General features: G+C 36.1%; 17 protein-coding genes and 1 pseudogene. 14 read left to right on the forward strand and 4 right to left on the reverse strand.

What is annotated here, in order from left to right; all coding sequences use genetic code 11:
* The first annotated feature begins 43 nt into the window (after positions 1-43).
* Complete coding sequence (locus U0R11_RS13355; protein WP_406752293.1) at positions 44-1,507, forward strand: sulfatase; 1,464 nt, start codon at positions 44-46, stop codon at positions 1,505-1,507.
* A 142-nt stretch (positions 1,508-1,649) separates the two neighbouring features.
* Here the strand turns inward: U0R11_RS13355 and U0R11_RS13360 are convergent, their stop codons facing one another.
* From U0R11_RS13360 to U0R11_RS13370, 3 genes are all read right to left on the reverse strand, one after another.
* Entirely contained in the window at positions 1,650-2,546 is an 897-nt protein-coding gene (locus U0R11_RS13360; RefSeq protein WP_406752295.1) for a dioxygenase family protein, read from the reverse strand.
* 191 nt (positions 2,547-2,737) lie between these two features.
* Positions 2,738-3,472: a hypothetical protein gene (locus tag U0R11_RS13365; RefSeq protein ID WP_406752296.1), complete on the reverse strand. Its 735-nt coding sequence runs from the start codon at positions 3,470-3,472 to the stop codon at positions 2,738-2,740.
* A 346-nt stretch (positions 3,473-3,818) separates the two neighbouring features.
* The gene (locus U0R11_RS13370) at positions 3,819-5,360 is read right to left on the reverse strand and encodes an arylsulfatase (protein WP_406752298.1); all 1,542 of its coding nucleotides are present in this window, start codon (positions 5,358-5,360) and stop codon (positions 3,819-3,821) included.
* A 377-nt stretch (positions 5,361-5,737) separates the two neighbouring features.
* Between U0R11_RS13370 and U0R11_RS13375 the strand changes: the two genes are divergently transcribed.
* The 3 genes and pseudogenes from U0R11_RS13375 to U0R11_RS13385 all read left to right on the forward strand — a co-directional run bounded on the left by U0R11_RS13375 (position 5,738) and on the right by U0R11_RS13385 (position 7,606).
* Complete coding sequence (locus U0R11_RS13375) at positions 5,738-6,250, forward strand: fasciclin domain-containing protein (RefSeq protein ID WP_406752300.1); 513 nt, start codon at positions 5,738-5,740, stop codon at positions 6,248-6,250.
* 272 nt (positions 6,251-6,522) lie between these two features.
* Positions 6,523-7,425 (forward strand): annotated as a pseudogene (locus U0R11_RS13380) (hypothetical protein); the annotation flags it as partial.
* A 49-nt stretch (positions 7,426-7,474) separates the two neighbouring features.
* The gene (locus U0R11_RS13385; RefSeq protein ID WP_406752302.1) at positions 7,475-7,606 is read left to right on the forward strand and encodes a hypothetical protein; all 132 of its coding nucleotides are present in this window, start codon (positions 7,475-7,477) and stop codon (positions 7,604-7,606) included.
* A gap of 143 nt (positions 7,607-7,749) precedes the next feature.
* Here U0R11_RS13385 and U0R11_RS13390 read toward each other — a convergent pair whose 3' ends face one another.
* Positions 7,750-9,813 carry a PQQ-dependent dehydrogenase, methanol/ethanol family gene (locus U0R11_RS13390; RefSeq protein WP_406752304.1) on the reverse strand — a complete coding sequence of 688 codons (2,064 nt, stop codon included), beginning with the start codon at positions 9,811-9,813 and terminating at the stop codon, positions 7,750-7,752.
* Between the two features lie 970 nt (positions 9,814-10,783).
* Between U0R11_RS13390 and U0R11_RS13395 the strand changes: the two genes are divergently transcribed.
* The 10 genes from U0R11_RS13395 to U0R11_RS13440 all read left to right on the forward strand — a co-directional run bounded on the left by U0R11_RS13395 (position 10,784) and on the right by U0R11_RS13440 (position 26,334).
* The gene (locus U0R11_RS13395; protein ID WP_406752306.1) at positions 10,784-11,347 is read left to right on the forward strand and encodes an RNA polymerase sigma factor; all 564 of its coding nucleotides are present in this window, start codon (positions 10,784-10,786) and stop codon (positions 11,345-11,347) included.
* A gap of 10 nt (positions 11,348-11,357) precedes the next feature.
* A complete protein-coding gene (locus tag U0R11_RS13400) occupies positions 11,358-12,368 on the forward strand; it encodes a FecR family protein (protein WP_406752308.1) in 1,011 nt (336 codons plus the stop codon).
* 174 nt (positions 12,369-12,542) lie between these two features.
* On the forward strand, positions 12,543-15,917 hold the full coding sequence (locus tag U0R11_RS13405) for a SusC/RagA family TonB-linked outer membrane protein (protein WP_406752310.1): 3,375 nt from the start codon (positions 12,543-12,545) through the stop codon (positions 15,915-15,917).
* 4 nt (positions 15,918-15,921) lie between these two features.
* The gene (locus U0R11_RS13410) at positions 15,922-17,475 is read left to right on the forward strand and encodes a RagB/SusD family nutrient uptake outer membrane protein (RefSeq protein ID WP_406752312.1); all 1,554 of its coding nucleotides are present in this window, start codon (positions 15,922-15,924) and stop codon (positions 17,473-17,475) included.
* A 147-nt stretch (positions 17,476-17,622) separates the two neighbouring features.
* Entirely contained in the window at positions 17,623-18,972 is a 1,350-nt protein-coding gene (locus U0R11_RS13415; RefSeq protein WP_406752314.1) for a sulfatase family protein, read from the forward strand.
* A 3-nt stretch (positions 18,973-18,975) separates the two neighbouring features.
* Entirely contained in the window at positions 18,976-20,358 is a 1,383-nt protein-coding gene (locus U0R11_RS13420) for a sulfatase family protein (RefSeq protein ID WP_406752316.1), read from the forward strand.
* A gap of 405 nt (positions 20,359-20,763) precedes the next feature.
* Positions 20,764-22,290: a sulfatase family protein gene (locus U0R11_RS13425; RefSeq protein ID WP_406752318.1), complete on the forward strand. Its 1,527-nt coding sequence runs from the start codon at positions 20,764-20,766 to the stop codon at positions 22,288-22,290.
* Positions 22,291-22,779: 489 nt separating this feature from the next.
* Entirely contained in the window at positions 22,780-23,943 is a 1,164-nt protein-coding gene (locus U0R11_RS13430) for a Fic family protein (RefSeq protein WP_406752320.1), read from the forward strand.
* A 236-nt stretch (positions 23,944-24,179) separates the two neighbouring features.
* Positions 24,180-24,707, forward strand: a complete 528-nt coding sequence (locus U0R11_RS13435) for a lipocalin family protein (RefSeq protein WP_406752322.1) — start codon at positions 24,180-24,182, stop codon at positions 24,705-24,707.
* Positions 24,708-25,326: 619 nt separating this feature from the next.
* Positions 25,327-26,334, forward strand: a complete 1,008-nt coding sequence (locus U0R11_RS13440; RefSeq protein ID WP_406751728.1) for an IS110 family RNA-guided transposase — start codon at positions 25,327-25,329, stop codon at positions 26,332-26,334.
* Positions 26,335-26,469 lie beyond the last annotated feature (135 nt).

The following is a 26,469-nucleotide window of genomic DNA, read 5'->3' on the forward strand; positions in this document are numbered from 1 at the left end:
CTAAATTATCCTCATTATTCGATCTTTTCTAGGCCTATTCCTGATGAAAAATATAGTACTCTTGATTTGCTGCTTGCTTTGGAACATCGTCCTTGTAGCCCAAATTCCCAAGAAGCCCAATATCATTACATTTATCGTAGACGATATGGGTTGGACGGATGCCTTTAATCCCAACTACCATACGCCCAATATGGCTAAATTGGCCAAGCTAGGAGTGAAATTCTCACATGCCTACGCTACGCCAGTTTGTACTCCCACTCGAACCAGTTTTTTATCAGGAATGAATGCCGCTCACCACGGTGTGACGAATTGGACATCTCCCATAAAGGATGAAAATAGCGATGCTACAGATCAACAATTCAGTCCTAGTTCATGGAAAATCAATGGTTTGAGTCCAAAGGAATATACTTCTTATCCACAAATACTAAAACAGGCTGGTTATTTGACCATTCATGTTGGCAAGGCTCATTGGGGTGCAGCAGGTACGCCGCAAGCCAATCCTTATAATTTAGGATTTCAAGTCAATATAGCGGGTCACGCCGCAGGCCATCCACAGAGTTATTATGGGAAAGACAATTATGGTAATTTACCTGGTAAAGTAAGTCTCCAAGCCGTACCAGATTTGGAAGAATACCACGGTTCTGCCGTTTTTTTGACAGAAGCCTTAACCTTGGAAGCCATTAAATCACTAGAAACTCCCATACAAAATAAGCAGCCATTTTATTTGAATCTGGCTCATTATGGGGTTCATACACCCATTCAAGCAGATGAACGATTTTTTCAGAAGTATTTATCGGCTGGTCTAGATTCAGCGGAGGCCAAATACGCCAGTTTGGTAGAGGGTGTAGATAAAAGTTTAGGGGATATTATGGCTTATTTGGAAGAAAAGAAAGTGGATGGAAATACCATCATTCTGTTCATGAGTGATAATGGAGGTTTGAGCCTAGCTCCAGCAAGAGGAAAGAAAGCGCATGTACAGAACTTACCCTTAAGAGCAGGAAAAGGCTCGGTGTATGAAGGAGGTATTCGAATCCCTATGATAGTTAAATGGCCTGGTTTTGCCCCAATGAATATGGTTGCAGACCAATACATCATGGCTGAAGATTTGTTTCCGACTATCCTACAAATGGCAAAATTGAAGGATGTTAAGACGCTTCAGGCATTGGATGGCAAGAGTATGGTTCCATTCTTGAAGGACCCGAATTTAAAGGATGCGGACCGAGTTTTGGTGTGGCATTATCCCAATAAATGGATTGATCAAGATGGACCAGGGATTAATTATAAATCTGCTATACGAAAGGGTAATTTGAAATTAGTGTATGATTTACGCACTGGCCAAAAAGAACTATATGATCTCTCCCAAGATACGGCTGAGCAGTTTGATTTAGCTTCCAAACAACCCGCTCAATGCAATCAACTCACTCAATTATTAAAATCTTACCTGAGTCAACATCAATCCCCTATGCCTGTAGATAGGAAAACGGGGAAGGTGGTGGAAATCCTATAATATCGATTTGAACGTTGGCATTGCTATTTTCTACTATTTGAAGATCGTAGTTTCAAAGTCTGATCAGTTACGATTCTAAATAGAAATGAAGTTGAGCTCATTTATTTGAATTTTACTATAACGTGTAATTTGCTTTAAATGGCTAAAATTCTTTGATAGAAACAGAGCTGTGTTTTACCAAATCGTCGTCCACGTAATTATACGTAAGTTTGATCGCCTCATTGGGCATAATTTCAAAGATGAGTGTGGCGTACATTCCTTTGGGCATAGCTGGATATTCAAAAGTATTATTGCCAATGTATTCAAAGTTTTCTCCAAATACTTCATTCTTCATCCACAAGCAATTGTTCTTTGTAAAGAGTTCAATTTTCTTGGATTTGTCTTTTACATCGGTGTAAATACCCGTTAATTTATCAATAGCTGCTGCTTCGGCAGCTAATGTTTTGGACATACTTACATGATACAAGACTTTTTTGGTTCCATCCTGTAAGGTCTCCGTATCCAATATTCTATTTTTAGCTTCTTTGGAGGAGGCGTACATATCTTTAGGGATATGGGCATCTCCGGAGAAGTATAATTGTGTTACCAATGGTTGATATCCTTCTGCGGTGATCATGAGGTGAAAATGTGCAGGTCTAATATGCCCACCACCAGCATCATAGGGTACAGGTAAAATTGTCTTAAATGAATATTGTCCATTTTCATCTGAATAGCTTGTGCCTCGATAACGGTACTCACTAGATGTATTATCGTAAACACCCTTGGAGTCACAATGCCACAATTCTATTTTCGCTTTTTTGTAGGGAGTAATACAATCTTTATGTTTGATAATGCCACTTAATTCAATCGGATTTCCGCCTTGACCTTTCATGATGAGGTTATTTCGTAGTGGGCTGTTGGGACGATAATAAGGTCCCAGTATATCGCTGGTAGTTTCACAATCGCCTACAAAATGATGGCCATCAAAGTGAATAAATCCATTTGTACTTACTACCGCAGCAAATAAAGTGGAGTTTTTAATAAATGTTCTTCTTTGCATGATTTCTGGTATGGTGAAGAAAAATACGCATATCGCCCTTTATATAACATCTGGGCTTTTCTCAGAGCAGCTAATGATTTGATGTAGCGGCGGAATTCTTCGATTTCTCAACTAGCATTGTTGCTAAATTTTCTAGGATTTACGATTAGATATTCACGGAATATGTAGTTTAAATCGTTCAATAAGGTTGGTTAAATGGCCAAGAACCAATCACCGAATTTAGCCCAAAATGCAAATTTGTAAAAGTTTAAAACCGAAAGGTGGTATCCCACTAAAAGTAACAGGACAAAGGGGAAAACGTTCCAACGCTTATGAGATTTAAAGTCCCAGATACATAAAAAAAGTAACAAAATATCTACGATGGCAAAGCTATAAATGGGGACTAATGGATAACCTTCTAAGGTTGGAAGGTATTTTAACAAGGATGGGAAGTTAGAGGCAATGATGCGGTCAGTGATGGGTGGGATCATGGGGAAAGCCGTGCAAAGCATGTATCTGGCATGAATGGTTCCTTTATTTTTATGGTAGATGGCTAGGGCATATAGTATGACAAAAACTAGCAGGGCATTCAGTACAAGTGCTACAGCAAAGTTTAAATAGGGGCTCATCTGTTTTACACCTAATAACCTGAATTTTAACAGGTCGGTGGTTGAAAATAGAAGTAGTGGTACGAGCAAGTAAGAAATAAGCCCAACTTTTTTGTGGAGGGCAACTTTTTTTGATCGGATTAACCATGGCTGCACGATTAGCATCAAGCACCATAAAATTAAGGTGATTCCATGGAAGTGTAAACGGTAATTTCCTTGCTCACCCAATTTAGAAAAATAGGTAAACCAAAAACCCCAAATCATGAACATAAAAAATACAATAAAGTAGAGGTAACCCTTTTGGTAAAGTGTTTTTTCTAGTTTCAAATTCGTTCCCATAGTATTAAGTTTTAAAGGTTGTTAATTCCTCCTAAGTCGTTCATTTTGTGGCAATTAATTTACGTATATACAATAGTATAAAAAGAAGTATATATATCAAATTTTTTATAAAATAGATAAGATTTTCATGCAGATTTAAATAAGTATGTATGATACTTATTTTACCACGAACATATAATTCTTGAATTTTCAGGAAGGAGTTTTACGACCTCCATGCTTGGATTTCAGCTCATTTTCTTCTCTTTTCTAGGTTTTCAGCCTTGCTATTAAGGAAAAAATAGGTCTAGATTTTTTCGGGAAAAAGAAATGAATGAATTGAAAAATGTCAAAATAACTATTTTTCAATTCATTTGACTTGCATTTTGGTTGCCCACGCTGCATATTTGGCCAATAAGTACTGGTATTTTTCTGGATTTAAGGTAGCCAAATTCTTAGTTTCTATTCGATCTTTTCGGACATTGTATAATTCCCATGCTTTGATTTCATTGTCCCAAACTAGCTTCCAATCACCTTCCCTGATGGCTCTATTTCCAAAATGTTCCCAAGCGATGAATGGCTGAGCCTCCCTTTTTCTTTGTTTAAAAATGGGAACTAAGCTTTTTCCCTCCACGATTTTTGTTGTTTTCGTTTGTGTTAACTCCATGATGGTCGGGAAAATATCCATGATATGCCCCACTTGCTCACTTTGAATACTTTTTTTAATTCCATTCGGGTATGAAACTACTAATGGAGTAGAAATTCCGCCTTCATGCATCCAATGTTTATACATGCGAAAAGGGGTATTGCTGGCATAAGCCCATTCTTTTCCATAGGTGGTGTAGCTTCCAGGAGCGCCAATTTTCGTACTTAAGGAAGCTTTGTATTTCTCTGGACCTAAGTCTTTGGATGAGCGATCATCTAGGACCTCATGGCAAGCACCATTATCGGAAAGGAAGAAAATGATCGTATTATCGAAAGTCTTATTGGCTTTTAATGCTTGAATTAGTTGACCAATTCCTTGGTCCATTTTATCAACCATAGCCGCATAAGTAGCCATCTTTTCAATCCAGATATTTTTATCGGCTTCTTTTTCGAAGGATGCTAGGGCAGGGTCTGAAGGTGGCAATGTACCTCCACTCACCTGTAGACCTAATTTCTTTTGATTGTCGAACCGTTGCTTCCGCAAAGCTTCCCAACCCTGCGTGTATTTCGATTTATAGGAATCAATCAGATCTTGTGGGGCATGAATGGGCCAATGCGGAGCCGTATATGCCACATAAAGAAAAAATGGTTTTCCAGTGGATTTGTTTTTCTGTAAATAGGAAACTGATTTAGCTGAAATGGCATCTGTGAAATAGTAATTAGCGGTTGGTGTGAATGGCTCATTATCCTCAATAAGCTGACGTTTGGGCAACAATTCATAATAACTATTGGCACCAGAAATCAAGCCATAAAAGTGGTCAAAACCTCTCTGATTAGGCCAATCTGGCTTTTTTTCACCTACATGCCATTTTCCAGTCATGTAGGTAGCGTAGCCATTCTTTTTTAATTCTTCAGCGATGGTGGGAGTGTTCACACTCAAGAATCCTTGGTATGACCCCGTTTTAGTTCGATCATAATCACCCGTATTAACCATGCCACCCATCCCTGCTTGATGCGGGTACATCCCTGTTAGTAAGGAGGCTCTACTTGGACAGCATCTTCCTGCATTGTAAAAATGCGTAAAAACAGCACCCTTTTTGCCGAGTAAATCGATATTGGGCGTTTTGATTTCTGAACCAAATATTCCAATATCACTGAAACCCATATCGTCGGCTAGGATTAGGATGATGTTGGGACGAGTTTTTTGTGCATTTACCACTGGCTGAAATGCCAGGTATATAAGGGAAAGGACAAGGATTTTTTTCATCTTTTATGTTGGTTTAGATCCAGCATTTATTTTGAAAGAGCAGAATTGTAATCCCTAATATGGTGATTTAATGACAAAAAACAGTTCATGTTCTTGAGATAAATGCCCCTCCAAAATGAGCACCCGGAATGAATAAATTTACCTCCTAAGTTAGTTTTAATTCCTAAGCACCTGAATTTCTGGCAAATATTTTTCAAATCGTAAGTCAAAGGCATCAATGGTATTTAAAAATTCGCTCGTCGGTATTAGTATATCGAATCTCAGAAAAGCCTGTTTCCCTTTACATCGCTAACATACTTAGGAATGATTTTACAGATTCCTAAAACATATTGATATACTGCGTGTTATATCAATTCAACATCTAAATTCTTAAAAAAATGACATTAAAAAGATTTGCTTTGACACTAGTAACGGTAGCTTCGATTGTTTTTTCTGTTAATGCGCAGAAAACGATCGTAGACATTGCAGTAGGATCTAAAGATCATAGCACATTAGTAGCCGCTTTAAAAGCAGCGGATTTAGTTTCCACCTTACAAAGTGCAGGACCATTCACTGTTTTTGCTCCGACAAATGCGGCATTCGCCAAATTGCCTGCGGGAACGGTGGATAATTTATTGAAAGCTGAAAATAAGGCGACTTTGGCTAAAATTCTAACTTATCATGTCATTGCTGGAAACTTTACAGCAGCTTCGGTATTGAAGGCAATTTCAGACGCAAAAGGTAAATTATCTTTGAAGACGGTGAGTGGAGCTAATTTACTTGCTTCTTTAAAGGACGGGAAAGTTATTTTGACCGACGAGAAAGGTGGTATTTCAACAATAGTTGCCACTGATTTAGCAGCGGGTAATGGAGTGATTCACGTGATTGACACAGTGGTTTTACCTAATTAAAAAAGTAATTTTTTGAATTTGAAATGGCCAACATTTGTTTGGCCATTTTTTATGCCAAAATTTCAAATAAATGGATGATTTACAACACCGAATTTCTATTTATTAATAATATTTCATTGATTTTTATTAAAATTTCAATACTTAACTTAGTAAAGGCATGTTCAACGAGTATTGGATGTTAGCTAAGTTGATTTGTTGATTGTATGAATGTCACAACAAGAAAATGTCAGCAAATATTTCTTCGCTTAAAATTGTAATCAGCATTCCGGTAATTGCTACGGCTTTCGTTTTATTTTTTTTTCAATGCCAAATCTCAAACACTTCCCAAATCATTTTACCCTCAATTCAGTGGTATTTATCCACATTTAGCCTATTATAACCATGAAGGCGAATGCGGCACAGGGGCAGTTGTACCTTGGGCTGATCGACTATGGGTTATTTCATACGGCCCACATTTACCATTCGGTTCAACGGATAAGCTTTATGAAATCAGCCCTCAGCTAAATAGGATAATCAGACCTGAGAGTATAGGTGGTACACCAGCCAATCGAATGATTCATCGGGAGAGTAATCAATTATTTATTGGACCTTATGCTATTAATGCATCAGGTGAAGTACGAGCTATTCCCTACATTCAAGCACCTGGTCGATATACTGGTTTAGCAAGAGCGCTTGACAATCCACAAAATAACTTGTTATTAGCTACCATGAAAGAGTTTTTTTATGAGTTGGATGTACACAATCTAAGTACTAAACTACTCTATGAGGATGGTAATATTAAACTCAAGAATGCGAATAAAACTACGAATAATTCCAGCAGTTCTTTGTTGCCTGGAGCTCATGGGAAAGGTCTTTATTCAGGTCAAGGAGTGATGGTTTATTCCAATAATGGAGAGTCTGGAGATAAAGCTTTGAAACAATTTGACATTGAATCTGGTGTTTTAGCTGAATGGAATGGTCAAGATTGGAAGCTTATACGACGAAATCAATTTGTTGAAGTAACTGGTCCGGGTGGAATTTATGGTAATAAGAATGCTGCCACTGATCCCATTTGGGTGACAGGTTGGGATCATAAATCGGTTTTATTGGGAGTAAGAGATGCAGGGGAATGGACCTTTTTTAGATTACCTAAGGCAAGTCATAGCTATGACGGAGCCCACGGGTGGAACACGGAGTGTTACCAAAACAGGATTAGGACCGGTGCGAGTTATGAGGACCTGCGGCATGATGGGTGAGGTTGCGGGAAAAGCTGGGGCTATTTGTGTCAAAAACACCGTCAGTCCGAGACAGGTTTACGAACAGTATTTACCTGAGCTAATTAAATTGTTAAGTCAACCCGGTAAAAAGGCCGTGTAGTTTACTATTGAAAAATTATCCTAAATACCTATCAAAACTCAAAGACCTCATCAACAGATGAGGTCTTTGATAAAAATTAGGTTGTCAAGGCATAAACGGAAGCTCAATAATAGAAACCATAAAACAAATACACCTACCAATGATTATTTCTTTGCCTCGGCATAAATATACTGTTGGATATCTTTGATTTCTTGCGGGCTAAATCGATTGCCGAAACTTGGCATACCCTTATTTAAAAAGACTCCTTTTCTGACAATGTCATCCATCATGGCGATTATTTCAGGCTTTGAATAAAGTAAGTTAGGGACCACTCCACCGCCTTTTAATTGATGACATATAGAACAATAGTTGCTAAACAAGGAAGCACCATTGGCTACTTGAGCTGGAGTGGCTGTCACTGCTACATTCAGCTTGGTTTTGGTTTCAGCAGGAATGAGTGCAGGCATCTTGGCCTTACCTCCTAGCTTAAAAGTAAAGATTCGACCTGGCTGAATTGTTTCAGTAAATTTATACCACAAACCCACGACTCCACCCCAGCCCACTGCCACAGAAACATATTGAACACCATCCACTAGGTAGGTGACTGGCGGAGCAATTATCCCAGATTTCAAATCTGTATGCCACAATATTTTGCCTGTTTTAGCGTCATAAGCATTAAAAATACCATGGGCATTTCCTTGAAACACCAAATCATTGGTGGTTAAAACACCTGCATCCCAAATGGATGCACCTGGTGTTCGCCAAACTTCTTTACCCGCAATCGGATCCCAAGCAATCAAACGACCTTCTGCCTTGTGTGCTTTTGGGTCATCTTTGATGGGGTTATTAGGATTGACTTTTGACCCAGTATTCCACCTTTTAGGATCTTGGATAAATTCAGTTGGATTACCATGTAAATATGAAAATTCACGCGTAGGAATATAAACTAATTTAGAATTGGGATTATAGGCCATTGCTTGCCAATTGTGACCTCCAATAGGGGATGGAGCCACTAATTTATTGAAATTCTCATAACGGCTAAATGGGGTTTCAACAGGTCTACCCGTCTTTTTGTCAATATGAGTCGCCCAGTTGACATAGGTATAGGGATTCCCAGAGATGAATTCTCCCGATGTGCGATCTATAACATAAAAGAATCCATTTTTAGGGGCCTGCATAATCACTTTACGAACTTTTCCCGCTATGGGTAAATCAGCTAAAATCATTTGCTGAACTGCCGTATAATCCCAACTTTCTCCAGGGGTTGTTTGGTAATGCCACTTGTATTCACCTGTTTTAACATCGACAGCCACGATGGATGATAGAAATAGGTTATCGCCACCACCTGGACTTCGTATCTCTCGATTCCAAGGAGAGCCATTTCCTGTGCCTATATAAACAAGACCTAAATCAGGATCATAGGCAAAACTATCCCAGGCTGTACCACCACCGCCCATCTTCCACCATTCTCCTTTCCAAGTTTTGGCAGCCATTTCCATGGCTTTAGATTCAAAACCATTTTTGGGGTCACCTGGTACAGTCCAAAAACGCCAAATTTCCTCGCCGTTTTCAGCATCGTAGGCAGTCACGTATCCGCGAACCCCCATTTCTGCACCCGAGTTTCCAATAATCACTTTGCCATCATATACTCGGGGGGCACCTGTTATGGTATAGTTTTTGGATGTGTCTATGGTAGCAACAGACCAATTAAATTGACCTGTACTGGCCTTGATGGAAATCAATCTGCCGTCTAAGGTTGCTACAAATACATTCCCTTTATAGAGGGCTACACCTCGATTTACGACATCACAGCAAGATTTTATGCTTGTCTGCTTAGGAACTTTTGGGTCATAGGTCCATAGGATTTTACCTGTTCTTGTATCTACGGCATAAACGACAGACCAAGGGCCACTTAAAAACATGATACCATCCACAACTAGTGGAGTGGCTTCTATCCCTCGAGTTGTGCCAAGGTCAGTTGACCAAGCCAAAGATAATTGTCCAATAGTTTCCCGATTTATTTGGTTTAAAGGACTAAAACGGTCTTCTTGGTAATTCAGACCATAAGACATCCAGTCTCCGGGAGAATCTTGCGCTTTGGTGAGTTTGTGGTCATCTACTTCAGAAGTAATGTTTTCAATGTGAGCTTGTGAACCTTTTGGTTCGTCTTTTGTACAGCTACAAAAGAATAGTAAGGATACGCCCAAATAAATAAGATACTTGCTCATAAATTGAAATGTTTAGCCTAATTTTTTTTGTATTTCGATAAGGATAACAAAGAAATTAGAGTGTATAGAAAGAACAGGAATTAGAAATAAATACTGATTCAATGGCTACAATTAGGCAATATCCAATAACACGAAATGTGTTTGGTCATTATGAATTAGGCAGTAATTGATTATTTATTCTGAGGCGAATTAGATAGAATTCTTTGTGCAATGGGTCATTTTAAGTATAATATCATCAAAAGAAGTTTGATATCATTGAGTTAAATGTATCATTTTATTTACAATCAAATTCAAATAGGCTATTTTTTTTGGTGTTCATTCTAAAATAACTAATCCATTCTGGAGGGGTATTGCAATATGATTCGACTTTCAATGGTAGAACATAGTCCCACATGGGCTAGACTTTGTATATTCCCAATACGCATAAAAATCAATATAATTGGTTTTTATGAAAAGAGGGGCTTTAGAAAACATAAAACGTAAATTAATCGACCATATGTAAATCAACCCTTGGTTGAATTCGATTCATTCTAATTAGATTTATGTCGGGTGTATGTGTTCGCTTATTCATCATTTTATTAACATCAGTTTTTAAATTTGTGATAATTTTTGTCTTTATTTCAATGGAAATATGGGTCATATATTTTATCAAAAAGGAAGGACTTTTGAGTCAGAATAATCATTACTATCAAAAATAGTTTTATTTGATATGTATCATCAAGCTACCGTCTACATACTCCTTCGAATTTTTAATTATTGGTATATAATTTATTAAATATGGACATTTTAACTTAGCTTTTCGCTTTGATGTCTATTCCCTTCCTAAACTATTTTTACTTCTTTTTAAACTATTCTAGCGACTACTTTGAGAGGTAATATGAAAGTTTTGTAATTATTTAATAAATAAATATAAAAATATTTAGGGGTTTTCGATTCGAGTGGAACCTTAGTCAAAATTGGTAAAAATCCCATGTCAGAAGTTTTAAGTCAATTAACCGATGAAGCATTATTGATACTCCTCCAAAAAGGAGATCATAAGGCTTTTGAGGTGATTTATAGAAGATATTGGAAGTCAGTGTACGGATTTGTTTACCATAATTTAGGATCAAAAGAGGACTCGGAAGAAATTCTGCACGACCTAATGCTTAGTTTGTGGAATAGGAGGGAGGAGCTCAAAATTGAAAACTTGAAAATTTACCTATTTATTTCTAGTCGGAATTTAATTAATAAATCCATTCGAAGTCAAATGACGATTAGAAGATACAGAGAGTTTCAATTGTTGAATCAAATTCATGAAACTAGCGCTTCTGATGATATGATATATTCAGAAGAATTTGATAAAAGGTTAAATATCTTATTACAAAAAATGCCTGAGAAAACTGCCTTAATTTTTAGAATGAGTAAAATCGATGAAATTCCAGTGAAACTTATAGCTTCTCAATTAGCATTGTCTGAGAAAGCTGTAGAATATCATTTAACTAAATCGATGAAGTTTTTGAAGAAGAACTTTAGAAATTTTTACTCCGCTAATTAACATGAATTTTATGAAGACGCACGAATTTGATCATTTATTGCATAAATATGAAGAGGGAAATTGTACTCCAGAGGAAAAGGCTTTGTTGGAGAGCATAACATCTGATAGTCTAAATATTCATGCTGATCTAAATCACTTATTTGATGAAAAAGTTATTCAAGAAGAAGAGGATAGGCTTTGGAATAAAATGAGTGCAACGATTTTCCAAAAAGAGAAAAAATTTAGATTTATTCACTTGTCAGGTCTACTTAAAATTTCTCTGGCTGCAAGTTTGTTCTTAATATGTAGTATTTCTATTTACATAAAATACCCTGAATTATTTCAAAACTCTGTCCTGGAAAGTAATGGTTTAGAGACTCGAAATAGGTCTAACAACAATCAAAAACTTCAACTTCCAGATGGTAGTACGGTAATTTTGGAAAAGAATTCCAGCTTACTCGTTTCAGAAGATTTTGGGAAATTGAACAGGACCGTATTTTTAAAAGGGAAAGGGTATTTTAAAGTCGCTAGAAATGAGAAAAAACCATTTTTAGTTCGAATGGGAGATTTGGTTACCGAAGTTTTAGGGACAAGCTTTAAGGTGGGATTAGATAACAGGACTAAATCCATTGAAGTAGCTGTATTAAGCGGAAAGGTATCTGTCTATCTGAAATCTAAAGATGAAAGTCTTCGAAAATTGAATGGGGTGGTTTTAACTCCAAATTTGAAAGCCGTATACAATGTAGAAAATCAAACAATTCAAGAAAGCATTGTTGAGGAACCAATTTTAATCGTTCCAGGTCTACAAAAATCAGATTTTATTTTTGATGAAATTCAATTTGGAGCATTAAAAGATCGATTCAAATACTACTATGGAGTTGATATCATATTTGTGAATAAAGAAATAGAAAAGTGTTTGTTTACTGGGGATTTATGGGGATTGAATTTGTACAAGCAGCTTGAATTGGCTTGCTCCTCTGTTAATGCCAAGTTTGAAATTAGAGGTTCTACGATCTTTATTAATGGTAAGTCGTGTAATTAAAACATAATATTATGAACAGTTCTTAAACACAGAAAAAAATGAGCCGAAGATGTTGGCGCATCCCCGGCCCTTATTTCTATTAAAGAATAATAGAAATAGCTAATGATCGTAAAATCTTAACTACGTAAAAGTATGAACAAATCACATCTGTTTCCAAAACTACTTTGGATTACTATGAAAATTTCCTTCCAGCAATTAGTTATTAGTTTAGTTTTTTGCACTTTTTCATACGCACACCCTGCTTTTAGTCAATTAGACTTAAGTCAGCTGGTATCCTTACAAATGGAAAGTGTAGAAATTAAAAAAGTACTGAACCAATTAGAAAAGCAAGCCAAAGTGAAATTTGTCTATAGTTCGAGTAACATCAATATGTTACAAAAGGTCAATATTAATGTAAATAAAAAAAGGCTCGATTGGGTATTACAAGAATTGTTAGGTCCATTGTCAGTCGAGTATCTAATTAAAGAAAATAGAATTATTCTTCGAAATAATCAAGATGAAGGCTCCCAAGTTCCATCTTTGAATATACGTCAATTGGCAGAAAGGGCTATATCAGGAAAAGTAAAAGATGAAACGGGACAAGGAATGCCAGGTGTGAATATTAGTGTCAAAGGAACTACTAAAGGAACACAATCGGATTCCAATGGAAACTTTACAATCAACATCACGGATGAAAATACTATCCTTTTGTTCTCCTTTGTTGGTTATTTAAGTCAAGAAATTGGAGTAAGAGATAAATTACAATTGGAGATATCATTAAAACCTGATGTTACAGCATTAGATGAGGTCGTAGTTGTAGGATATGGAAGTACTCAAAAAGTTAATTTAACAGGTTCCATTTCTACCATAAAATTTGATGAAAAAATTAATAATAGGCCTTTAACTAACTCCTCGCAAGCCTTAGGAGGAACAGCCTCGGGAGTTTGGGTAAGTCAAAATTCTGGAAAGCCTGGAAGTGATGGTTCTCAGATACGCGTGCGAGGGTGGGGGACTTTAAATAATGCCAATCCATTGATCATAGTAGATGGTGTGGAGGGAACATTTGAGCAGTTAAATCCTTCGGATATTGAATCTATTTCGGTTTTGAAAGATGCAGCTAGTGCGGCCATTTTCGGATCAAAAGCAGCTAATGGCGTAGTATTGATTACGACCAAAATGGGTAAGAATAATGAGAAAATGCAAGTTAATGTAAATTCCTATGTTGGTGTTCAAACCTTAGGGATGCGATATAAAACAATAAATAATAGTGCTCAAAATATGGAATTGAGCAATCAGGCCTTAGTTAATGATGGTGCGAGTCCTTTGTATTCATCAGATTTAATTAATGCATTTAAAACAGGGACCGATTCATTTAAATATCCCAATACGAATTGGTTTTCTGAATTATTTAAGCCTGCGAAAATACAAGAACACAATGTGTCAATTCGAGGTGGATCGGCACAAACTTCCACTTTTTTGTCATTTAATTATTTGAACCAAGAGGGAATGGTTGCAAATACCAATTCACAAAGATTTAGTCTAAGAGCTAATCTAGATTCAAAAATTAATAATTGGTTGAAAATAAGTGGGCGAGTTAGTTATATCAATAGATTATCTAAAGAGCCTTATGCGGATATTACTTATGGTTCACTTGGACGAGTTTTTGATATGCTAAGTGGTGCTGCACCTTTTATTGCACCTTTTACACGAGATGGTCGATTTGGTTCTGTTCAAGTAGCTGATAAGAATGGAGCTTTACTTTATGATAATCGAAATCCATTAATTGATGCAGCTAACGGTCAAACCTCTACACAAGAAAATTTACTTTCAATCAATGCAACAGCCGAAGTGAATTTTACCAAGCATTTGTCACTAAAAACAACCTTTGCAGCCAATGGCACATGGAATTTAGTAGATCGATATAATTCGAGTGTTTTTGGTTATACAGATTCTGGTATCGAAACAATTACTAAGAATTTTAATCGGGAAGGTTTAGAAATTAATAGAGGAAACATCTCGGGATTTAATACCAATTTATTCTCTACTATCAATTATTCTAAGAATTTTAATCAAGTTCATGACGTGGCTGTAATTGCAGGAACTCAAATTGAATCAAATAAAATACAAACATTATATGCTCGGCGTAGCAGTCCTCCCAAGGAGGGATTAACCCAAGTAGACGCTGGAACCTCAGGTATACAGGGATCAGGTAATATGAACGCATTACGTATTCTATCCTATTTTGGAAGGTTAAATTATGCCTTCAATCAAAAATATTTATTTGAAGCTAATTTTAGAGCGGATGCTTCATCTAGGTTTAAAGAGGGAAATAGATGGGGATATTTTCCCGGCTTTTCAGCTGGATGGAGGGTGTCCGATGAGGATTTCTTAAAGAACTCAGATGTGATTTCAAACTTAAAGATCAGGGCTTCTTGGGGTCGATTAGGCAATCAAAATATCTCGGATTACTGGCCATACCTGACTATAATAAATCAAAATAATGCGTTGAGTTACAATTATGGAGGCAAATTAGCTCCAGGCGCAGCCATCACTAACTTAATTGATGAGAATATAACTTGGGAAAAAACCGCTACCACTGATATTGGTTTGGAGATGTCTTTCTTTAAAAATAAGATATCGGTTGAGGCAGATTATTTTACTAAAAAAACACAAGATATTTTAGTTCAATTACCCATTCCATTGGTATTAGGGGGTTTGAATTCGCCCTTTGAAAATAAAGGTGAGATGACGAATAATGGAGTTGAAATTATTATAAACTATAATAATCAAGTTTCAGATCGAGATAAGCTCAATTTTAGTGTTGGATTGAACGCCACGTATATCAATAACATGGTAACGAAGTTTGGGACTTCTAGATCACCTGACCAATTGTACTTAATCCGAGAGGGTTATTCATTCAGGGAATTGTATGGTTATAAAGTAGTTGGTATATACCAATCAGACAAAGAAGCATCTGAGCACATGTTTGCCAATGGTTTTAAACCCAAGGCAGGTAATTTGAAATTTGAAGATATCAATGGAGATGGGAAATTGGGTTTTGAGGATAAACAATCCATAGGAAACACGATTCCTAAAGTGACATTTGGTATTTCTCCCTCTTTCAAGTTCAAAGGGTTTGATCTGAATATACTCATGCAAGGAATTTTGGGAGTGAACATGTTCAATCAAAATAATTTCACCAATCTAACTTATGAGAATAGAGTGATAGGTGAACGTTGGTTGAATTCTTGGACACCAACAAATACAAATACCCATATTCCTATGGCCAGATTTGATAATTCATGGAATAGTTCTCAATCTTCTTTTTGGGTAAATAAAGTGGATTTTGTTAAGTTGAAAAATATACAACTTGGTTACAGTGTACCCGAGAAAGTATCCAATAAATATGGGTTAAAGAAAGCATATATCTACATAAATGCGCAAAATGTGTATACCCTAGTGAATCAAGATTTTGACGGATACGATCCAGAAAAAAATACGTTTGATTCAAGCACTAATCAATACCCGGTTCCAAGGATTGTGACTTTGGGCGTTAATTTAAACTTCTAAGATGATGAAAAATATACTTTTATATATCAGCATAGTTTTATTGAGTTTTTGCACAAGTTGCTCTGACCAATATTTGGAAATATTTCCAGAAGATAAGATTACAACGGCGAATTTTCCACAAAATGAAGCCGATATTAAACTCACCTTAAATGGAGTTTATGCTTTGCTAAGAGAGTCTGCTATTTATAACGAAGGCTTATTTGGATTTGGAGTGTTAGATGGAGCAACTCCGAATGCATTTAATTGGGGCAATTTCCCAATCACTAAATTGGGGAATGGACAATTGTCTGCGACGGATGCCGATATTATTACATTTAGATGGACGAGATGCTATGCCATTATTTTTAGAGCGAATTACCTTTTGAAGGCTTTGGAACAAGTTAAATTACCCGATGCGGCTAAAAATATATACAAGGGAGAAGCTCATTTTTTGAGAGGGTTGGCATATTCTTTATTGGCTGATGCTTATGGTGGAGTTCCAATTGCCAATGCTTCTTTGACAACCGATGAAGCAAGGGAAATACCTAGAGCGACTAAAGAAGCCACATGGAATCAGGTCATTGCAGATTATGATGTAGCTATACAAAATTTAGGAATAAAAGCTCCAGAAATTGGAAGAGCAGATAAAGGTGCTGCTTTGGGTTTAAAAATGAGAGCCTATTTGTATCAAAATAATTACGAAAAGGTCCTTGAGGTTTCTCAACAAATAGAAGCTTTGAATAAGTATGCTTTATTCCCCTCCTACGAAGGATTATTTAAGCAAGAAAATGAGAATAATTCAGAAGTACTATTTGATGTACAATATATATCTGGAGAGAATTCGCAAGGCTCATTTCACGATCAGTTTTGTGGTACGGGAACAGGTAGTTTTACGCGTGGATCAAGGTATGTTCCCACCGATAATTTAGTGGATGCCTATGAGACAATTGACGGAAGTCCGGTGGATAATGCCAATAAATTTAAAAATAGGGATCCCCGTTTAGAGTTTACCGTTGTTATTCCTGGATCCTATATTTTAGGATTTAGATTTCCAAACTACCTATATCCAGGAGGAGCATTCAATCATCCAGGAAATCGTTTAAAGCATTTAAGTGCCCGCAAATACCGTGAAAATCAACTGGCTAATTTGCCGACTTCAGGTCAATCTGCCATCAATAATATCGTATTAAGGTATGCAGATGTATTGTTGGCAAAAGCGGAGGCATTAATTGAATTGAATAAAAATATGGATGAAGCTATTGGAATCATTAATCGGATTCGGACGGAAAGAAAAGACGTGAAAATTACGTCTATTCCCACGGGATTATCTCAATCAGAAGCCAGAATACGATTGAGAAAGGAAAGAAGAATTGAATTTGCCTTAGAAGGATTATACTGGTCTGATATTAAACGATGGAATATAGGAAAGGATATCTATCCTGTCGTAATAAAAGACCATTTGGGTGGGGTAATTGAAACAAAATTTCCGAATGGTTATCTAGACTATTATAATTTATTGCCAATTCCAGTAAGTGAATTGTCTCTTAATCCCAAATTAGTTCAAAACCCCAAGTGGTAATTTGATCCTTCAATAGAAATTAAGTGTTAGTTGATAGTGCAATTAATTGGGAAGTGTCGAACTGACCTTCCCAATTTTATAAAATCAACGTAGCAAGTTTGTGAAAATAATTGAATTTTATTTAGGGTATTTTAAACTTAAATACACGTGAAAAAAAGTTTTTTTGTCATTTTGTTGAGCTTGCTAACAGGAGTAAGCTTATTAGGTCAGCATAAAAAACCAAACGTACTTATAATACTTACCGATGATCAAGGGTATCATGATGTTTCCTATTATAACACCAAGGATCTGAATACTCCCAATATTGATAAGCTTCGAGAGGATGGAATGAGATTGGATTATTTTTATGCTAATTCTCCTGTATGTGCACCAACAAGAGCCTCCTTAATGTCGGGAAGATATCCTGATTTCGTTGGGGTTCCTGGTTTAATTCGTTCTCACCCTGAAAATAGTTGGGGGTATCTAGATCCACGTACCATTTTGTTGCCTTCCGCTTTAAAAAAGCTGAATTACCATACAGCCCACATCGGTAAATGGAATTTGGGTTTAGAGTCTCCTAACCTTCCCAATGAAAAGGGATTCGATTATTTCCATGGTTGGTTAGAAGATATGATGGATGATTATTGGACGCATCTTAGGCATGGTAAAAATTTTATGCGTTTGAATACGAATAAAATTGAGCCAGTTGGGCATGCGACAGATTTATTTACACAATGGTCTGTGGATTATATTCATCAACAAGCCAAAAGTAAACAACCATTTTTTCTTTATCTAGCCTATAATGCTCCACATTTTCCCGTACAACCTCCTAAGGAATGGTTGGATAAAGTACTACTTAAAAATCCTGGGATAAGCGAAAAAAGAGCCAAATTAGTCGCCTTTATTGAGCACCTAGATGATGGAATTGGGAAAGTAATTGATGCATTGAAGCAATCTGGTCAGTATGAAAATACCATAATCGTTTTTACCTCTGACAATGGTGGCCATTTGCCTGATTTAGCCAATAATGGAGGACTTAGAGATGGTAAACAAAGTATGTATGAAGGTGGCCTTCGAGTTCCCACGGTAATTTCATGGCCATTAAGAATTCCTAAAGGATCAAATTCTAATGTGGTTAATTTGTCGATGGACATTTTCCCAACTATTATGGACTTAGTTGGAGGAAAAATGGATCATAGGATTGAAGGAAGAAGTTTTGCCAAAACACTTTTGAATAAATCAGATGAATCCATTGAACGACCTATTTATTTTACCCGAAGGGAGGGAGGAATTCTTTATGGAGGTAAAGCATATCATGCCTTGCGATTAGGTCAATGGAAATTATTACAAAATTCTCCCTTTCAACCGTATGAATTATATGATTTGAAAAATGATCCATTGGAGAAAAATAATTTGGTTAACACCAATCCTGAAATTGTGAAAAAATTGAACACGATATTAATGACTTACATTCAACGGGGAGGAAGTACTCCTTGGCAAAAACCTGTAAATAGATAGATTATGAAACTTAAATTTGTTATATATACCTTTTTGGTTTTATTGAGCTTTGAGGCAATTTCTAAGCCTATTAAAAATCGTAAACCTAATTTCATTATCATTTACACCGATGATTTAGGATATGGAGATATTGGAACATTTGGGAATCCTGTTATTCAAACGCCAAATTTAGACCGCATGGCCTCTGAAGGACAGAAATGGACTAACTTTTATGTGGCCTCCAATGTTTGTACCCCTTCTCGAGCGGCTTTAATGACAGGAAAATTACCTGTTCGAATGGGTATGGAAAGCTATAAGCGACGCGTGTTGTTTCCTGATTCAAAGGGTGGACTTCCTGAATCAGAGCTAACAATAGCAGAAATATTAAAAATGAACAAGTACCAAACAGCTTTAGTCGGTAAATGGCATTTAGGGCATCTACCTCAATTCGCACCGAATAACAATGGTTTTGACTATTATTTTGGAATCCCATATTCCAATGATATGGATAGGGCAAAGGGCCTGACATATGAAAGTATGTTTAACCCTAAAATAGAGGATTATAATGTTCCATTGATGAGGAACTCAGAAATAATAGAACGGCCTGCTGATCAAAATAAGATTACAAAACGTTATACCGAAGAGTCGATTGCCTTCATTAAGAAGAATAAAGACAAACCATTTTTTCTGTATTTGGCTCATTCAATGCCCCATATGCCCCTTTTTGCAGGTGAAGATTTTAAAGGAAAAAGTAAGCGTGGACTTTATGGAGATGTAATAGAAGAATTGGATTGGAGCGTAGGACAAGTTCTAAAATCCTTGAAAGATTTACATATAGATGAAAATACCTATGTGATATTTACCTCTGACAATGGTCCTTGGAAATTATTTAAAGAACAAGGAGGTTCGTCGGGCTTGTTATTTGGCGCAAAAGGAACAAGTTATGAAGGAGGGATGCGTGTTCCTTTTATCATCTGGTCCCCTAAAAACTTACAACCCAAAGTTGAGATGAAGATGGGAAGTACGCTAGATTTATTACCCACCTTGTGTAGTATAGCCAATATTTCCATCCCCCAAAATGTGGTAACTGATGGCTATGATTTGAGCCCTCTGATGGTACATAATAAAGATATTAATCCTAGAAATGAGATGTTTTTTTATCATGCTACCGATTTATTTGCTGCTAGGTTAGGAGATTACAAGTTGTATTACCTAAAAAATAACCCCATTGGATATCCTGAAAAAATTGAAAAATTGGAAAAGCCCGTTTTATTTAATTTATCCATTGACCCTTCTGAGCAATATGATATTTCAAAAAATAATGAGAAGATCATTGGGGAAATCAATGAACTGGTTATGAAGCATAAGGCCTCTGTTAAAGCGGTCAAAAATAACTTGGAAGATTAACATGAAATATTTGACCTTACTTTGTATTAGCCTATTTTATTATTTTGACATAAATGGGGTACAAAATTGCCCCGATCCGAAAAATATGACTTCCTGTAAAGTAATCATCCCCAATAGGCGATTGGTATTACAAGGTAAACGAGATAGTTTAGCTTCCAAGTTTACCGTAAGCAGAAAAAAAAGGATTATTTCTAAATCAGATATTAGATGAATTCATCAATAAATAGGTAACAATCAAATCGGATTTCTTTGTTTAGCTTAAGCATTTATTGCATGTGGATGCTTAATATGCTGGTAATTTATTATTTTACAGGGTAATTGTTATCTGGAAAGAAGGGCCACTCAGTGGTATTTTCTTTTCGTGGACTGACCAAACGGAATTATACCTGTTCAATAAAAATATGCATGATGGGTTTTAGATACTACTTATTTCTTTCAATCAATTTGCTTTTTGCCAGTAAGACTTATTCACAAAAAAATACAAACCGTCCCAATGTCGTGTTCATTTATGTAGATGATTTGGGGTATGGCGATTTGAGTAGTTATGGTGCTACAAAAATCAAAACCCCTAATCTTGACAAACTGGCAAATAGTGGAATACGTTTTACGAATGCACATGCAACTTCCGCAACATGTACGCCTTCACGTTATGCCTTAATGACGGGTCAGTATCCTTGGCGTAAATCGGGAACAGGGATTTTGCCAGGTGATGCGGCATTAATTATTCCTACCGATAAAATAACGTTGCCTTCCTTATTTCAACAAGTTGGCTACAAAACTGGATTGGTCGGTAAATGGCATCTTGGACTAGGTAATACAGTTCAAAAAAACTGGAATCAAAAAATTGCACCAGGACCCAATGAGGTGGGCTTTCATTATTCATTCATTTTTCCTGCTACGGCAGATAGGGTGCCCTCGGTTTTTGTTGAAAATCATTACGTGGTAGCGCTGGATACAACTGATCCCATCGAAGTAAATTATGAACATAAAATTGGTAACGATCCTACAGGTTTAGAACAATCAGAATTGCTAAAAATCCAATCCTCTCCTAACCATGGGCATAATAATACCATCGTGAATGGAATAGGTAGAATAGGCTACATGCGTGGAGGGAAATTAGCACGCTGGACCGATGAAGAAATGCCCCTTACTTTTTTAACCAAGGCAAAAGAATTTATTGAAACGAATAAGGCTAATCCTTTCTTTTTGTTTTATGCATTAACCGAACCGCATGTGCCTCGTATGCCTTCTACTATGTTTAAGGGTAAAAGTGGAATGGGATTAAGAGGTGATGCTATTTTGCAATTAGACTGGACTGTTGGTGAAATTATGAGTCAATTAAAGCACCTAGGTATTGCGAATAATACAATGATTATTTTTTCGAGCGACAATGGCCCTGTACTGGATGATGGTTATCAGGATGGAGCAGTTACCCAGCTAAATGGACATAAGCCTTGGGGTGTGCTTCGTGGAGGAAAATATAGCACTTATGAAGCAGGTGCAAGAGTGCCCATGCTGATTCACTGGCCAGCAAAAATTAAACCACAGGTCTCCGATGCCTTGGTATGCCAAATCGATTTCGTTGCTTCTTTTGCTAATTTTTTTAATAAAAAATTACCTGCGAGCGAAGCATCTGATAGTGAGGATATGTTGAATGCATTGCTAGGGAAAAGTTTGGAAGGTAGAAAAGTGCTCGTAAAACAAGGTATGAATTCGGTGGCTATTGTTCAGGGAGAGTGGAAATACATTGAACCGAATGCAGGACCTTCTATCAATAAACTGGTTAATATTGAATTAGCTAATAGCACTTTACCACAGCTTTACAACCTTAAATTGGACATAGGTGAAAAGAACAATGTAGCTAGTCAGCACCTTGAATTGGTAAAGGAATTATTGGAAATTTTACGAGGGATAAAAAATAAGAAAAACTAGCAAATTGTAGTTCATTAGGGGGTTTCAAAAAGAGGATAGTGTCCTTAAAACAACTATCTCTTTGTATTCAATAAAGAGTATTCTTTTCATTCATCCTTTTATGATATTCAATTTAAAGGTTCTAAGGAACCGAAGTTGGATGAATCCATTAAAATAATTGGGAAGATGGACCCAGGCCTAAATCGTTCGATTCAGATTAAATATTCCAAGGGGAATAGGTCGAAAAAGTGAGATTAAAATCGATACACATTATTAGCACTTCATACTGCCCGAGGACTTTGGCAAAGGAATTTTGATGACCTCTGGTATGTTCGATAAACAAATGTCTTGTTTAATCTAAAATTATAAATTGTTAATTGTTAAATTGAATTGTGTTAAATGTTTAAATATATTATATATTTGTAACATGTTGATTTATAGGTTTTAATGTACAATTTTTTTTAATTGTTTATAATAGTATATGTTAATTATTTAAATAATTTATTGCAAATGTCTGAGGCAACATTTAGTCACTTTGATTTAAAATTGATTGAACCATCTTTTGATTCAACCATAACTGATTTAATCATCGAATTGGATTATTTACGAAAGATGCAATTGGGAGGCTCAACTCACCCAAAGGTATTCTTTCAGTTGAAACATATTTTTCAAACATTAGAAAGTATTGGATCCGCAAGAATTGAGGGTAATAATACGACGATTGCTGAATATATTGAAACAAAAATATCGGATAGGAAAAACGTTTCTGAAAGTATTAAGGAAATTCAGAATATAGAGAGAGCAATGGCATTTGTCGAACAGAATATAATGGCTTATCCTATTAATAGAGCATTTATAAGTGAAATGCATAAGATGATTGTTGGTGATCTTTTGCCACCACCGAATGGAGAAGGAGACACTACTCCTGGAGAATATCGTCAAGTGAATCTCGATATAAGTAAATCGTTACATAAGCCTCCAGAATGGTTGAGTGTTCATGATTATATGCAAGAACTGCTCGATTTTGTCAATAAGGAGGATAGTCCTAAATATGATTTATTAAAAACGGCCATTGCTCACCATCGATTTGTATGGATTCACCCCTTTCAGAATGGTAATGGTAGGACTGTTCGTTTGTTTACTTATGCCATGCTTGTAAAAGCTGGATTTAACGTTAATGTTGGACGAATTATAAACCCAACTGCTGTATTTTGTAGTAATCGAAATGATTACTATAACTTTTTATCTGATGCAGATAATGGTACTGAATCAGGCATGATATCATGGATTGAGTATGTTTTGAAGGGACTGAAAGAGGAAATAGAAAAAATTGATAAACTATCTGATTATATATTTCTACGTAAAGAAATTTTGTTGCCGTCTATCAATTTGTCTTTGGAGAAAAAGTACATCACAGATTTAGAGGCTAAAATACTTAAACGAGCTGTTGAAAAACAAGTTATCGCCGCTTCGGATATTAAAGATATTTTTCCAGGTAAGGCCGATTCGGAAATTTCTAGACAAATAAGGAAATTAATAGAGCGTAAAATGTTGATTCAAGAGAAAGAAGGTGCACGTAAGTATGTATTGAGGTTTGATAATAGTTATATATTTCGAAGTATCATCAAGCTTTTAGGAGACAAAGGTTTTCTGCCTATGAAAGATGATGAATAGTTGTTAGAAACATTTTTCAAGCATGCAAAGCAGTTTGTGATTTGGGGATATATACCACATTTCGTTCTACTGAATTTGCGGCCAATGTATAGTGATCACCGTTGTTGAATTGCTCTAAATGGAGTTTTTAATCAGCTTAGTGGCTTATATGAGTTTTTCTTAAAAATCCATGTAAAACATTATTAGGAATCAAATGTTCAATCAATGAGTACGAGAAAACTGTTAAATAATTTTAGATGAAGTATTACAACCTCTTATTATCCTTGATCATTGCAATTCTCCTTGGCGCATGTTCATCTTCTACTATTCCGAAGGGAGCCAAGGCGGTAGAGAATTTTGATAAGTCAAAATACCTGGGCACATGGTATGAGGTGGCTCGATTGGATTTTTATTTTGAACGAAATTTAATCAATACAACAGCCAATTATTCTTTGAACGAAGATGGAAGCATCAAGGTGGTCAATAGGGGATATGAACCCTATAAAAAAATATGGAAAGAATCGGTTGGAAAAGCTAAGTTCGTGGGCAAGGAAAACGTCGGCATGCTGAAAGTCTCTTTTTTTGGTCCATTTTTTGGTGGTTATAATGTAGTGGCACTCGACTCCAACTACCAATATGCTTTGGTAGCAGGAGAAAAGCTTTCTTATTTATGGATTTTATCTAGGAAAAAAACTATCCCAGAACATATCAAAAAGGAGTACATCCAAATAGCCGAGAAGATTGGGTATAAAACCAGTGATTTAATTTGGTTGGATAAGCTATAGAATTTACTAACCTGCTCTCTGATTTGCTAGCACTGACTAAAATAAAAAATAAAGCTATTCGACATGTTCTGAAAGGCATGTCGAATTTAGATATTTGGAATCTTTGATTCCAATTCATCAGTTTGAAACTTGATTTATGTTAGAATGTTGAGGGAAAATAAATCCTTTGATATATTTCAATCAACAGGTTTGATTACAAATCAAGTTAATTTATCATTCGACATGAACCTTCGAAATATGTTGAACATCAGATAAAGTTGTCTAAGGCCCTCGCATTTGGCTGAGGTTCTCGAAGCCAACTATACTATTATCACGGGATTACAAATCCCTTTTATCTGTCATTCGACATGACCCTGCGGAACATGTCCTTTAGCTTTGACCCATTGAATTATTTCAATAAAATATCAACACTTTTGTTTTAAGATTTAACAGCGACAGGGGCGCATTAAGAACATGTCAAGGTTTTGGGCCTATTGTTCGATTCAATCCCCTGTCGCCTGTTTTAAACTTTGGCACCGAATAGAAATTAGAGTATCCAGGCTCATTATTAAGGTATTGGTGGTGTTTAAAACTTGTTAAAACCTTTGTTTATTGTTTCAATTATAAACCTTATAAAGGTATGGAATTTACTTATTTCATTGGCATAGATGTGTCAAAAAACGAACTAGACTTTGCTGTATTGCATGGTAAAAACTTCTTATTCCACAAAGAAACGGCGAACACAGCCCAGGCCATAAGTGGTTTTATGAAGGATTTAAATAAACTCCCAGACTTCAGTTTGTCTGATGCTGTATTTTGTATGGAGCATACAGGAATATATAACAATCCATTAGTTTCATATTTGCACAAGAACAAGGGTAATTGTTGGTTGGAGTCTGCTTTGCAAATAAAGAATTCCATGGGTAACCTGCGAGGGAAAAACGATAAGGTCGATGCGATTCGAATAGCCGAGTACGCTTATAAGAATCGAGAAGAAGTTCGTCTTTGGAAACCTAAAAGAGCTGTAATTAATCAATTGTCGCATTATACAACGCTACGAGCCCGCCTGATTAGCTCTTGTAAAATGCTTAGTACTCCACTAAAGGAGGGGGCAGATTTTATGGACAAAAGCCTTCAAAAACAAGCCAATCAATTGTGCAAAAAGGCTATCGATAGCATTAAAGAAAGTTTAAAACGGACCGAAAAAATTATTGATCAAATCATTGCTTCAGATGAAGAACTCAATCGTTTATTTAGCTTGATAACTTCGGTAACCGGTATTGGTCCAGTTACAGCTGTTCAAGTACTTATTACTACCAATGAATTTAAAGACATCAGCAATCCCAAAAAGTTTGCATGTTATTCGGGTGTAGCTCCTTTTGTAAGGGAATCAGGTATTTTTAGAGGCAGAGGTAGAGTCTCGCATTTGGCAGACAAAACCATGAAAAAGCTCCTACACATGTCGGCTCTATCCGCTATAACAAGCAATGGAGAATTGAAAAATTATTATGAAAGAAAAGTAAGCGAAGAGAAAAAGAATAAAATGCTAGTTTTAAATGCTGTACGAAATAAGCTAATCTTAAGAATATTCACTTGCGTGGCTCAAAACAGAAAGTATCAAAAGGACTATGATAAATCGGTGGCATAAGACCTAATAGTAGGAAAACCTTTTAAAGATTCATTCATTACAAAGGTCTAAATACAATTCAGAGATAGTCCCTAAAATAAAAATATTAATATTTTTATAGATAACTACTTGTTTTAATCATAGAAATCGAACAGC

The sequence above is a fragment of the Aquirufa salirivi genome (assembly GCF_045310485.1).
Lineage (GTDB): Bacteria > Bacteroidota > Bacteroidia > Cytophagales > Spirosomataceae > Aquirufa > Aquirufa salirivi.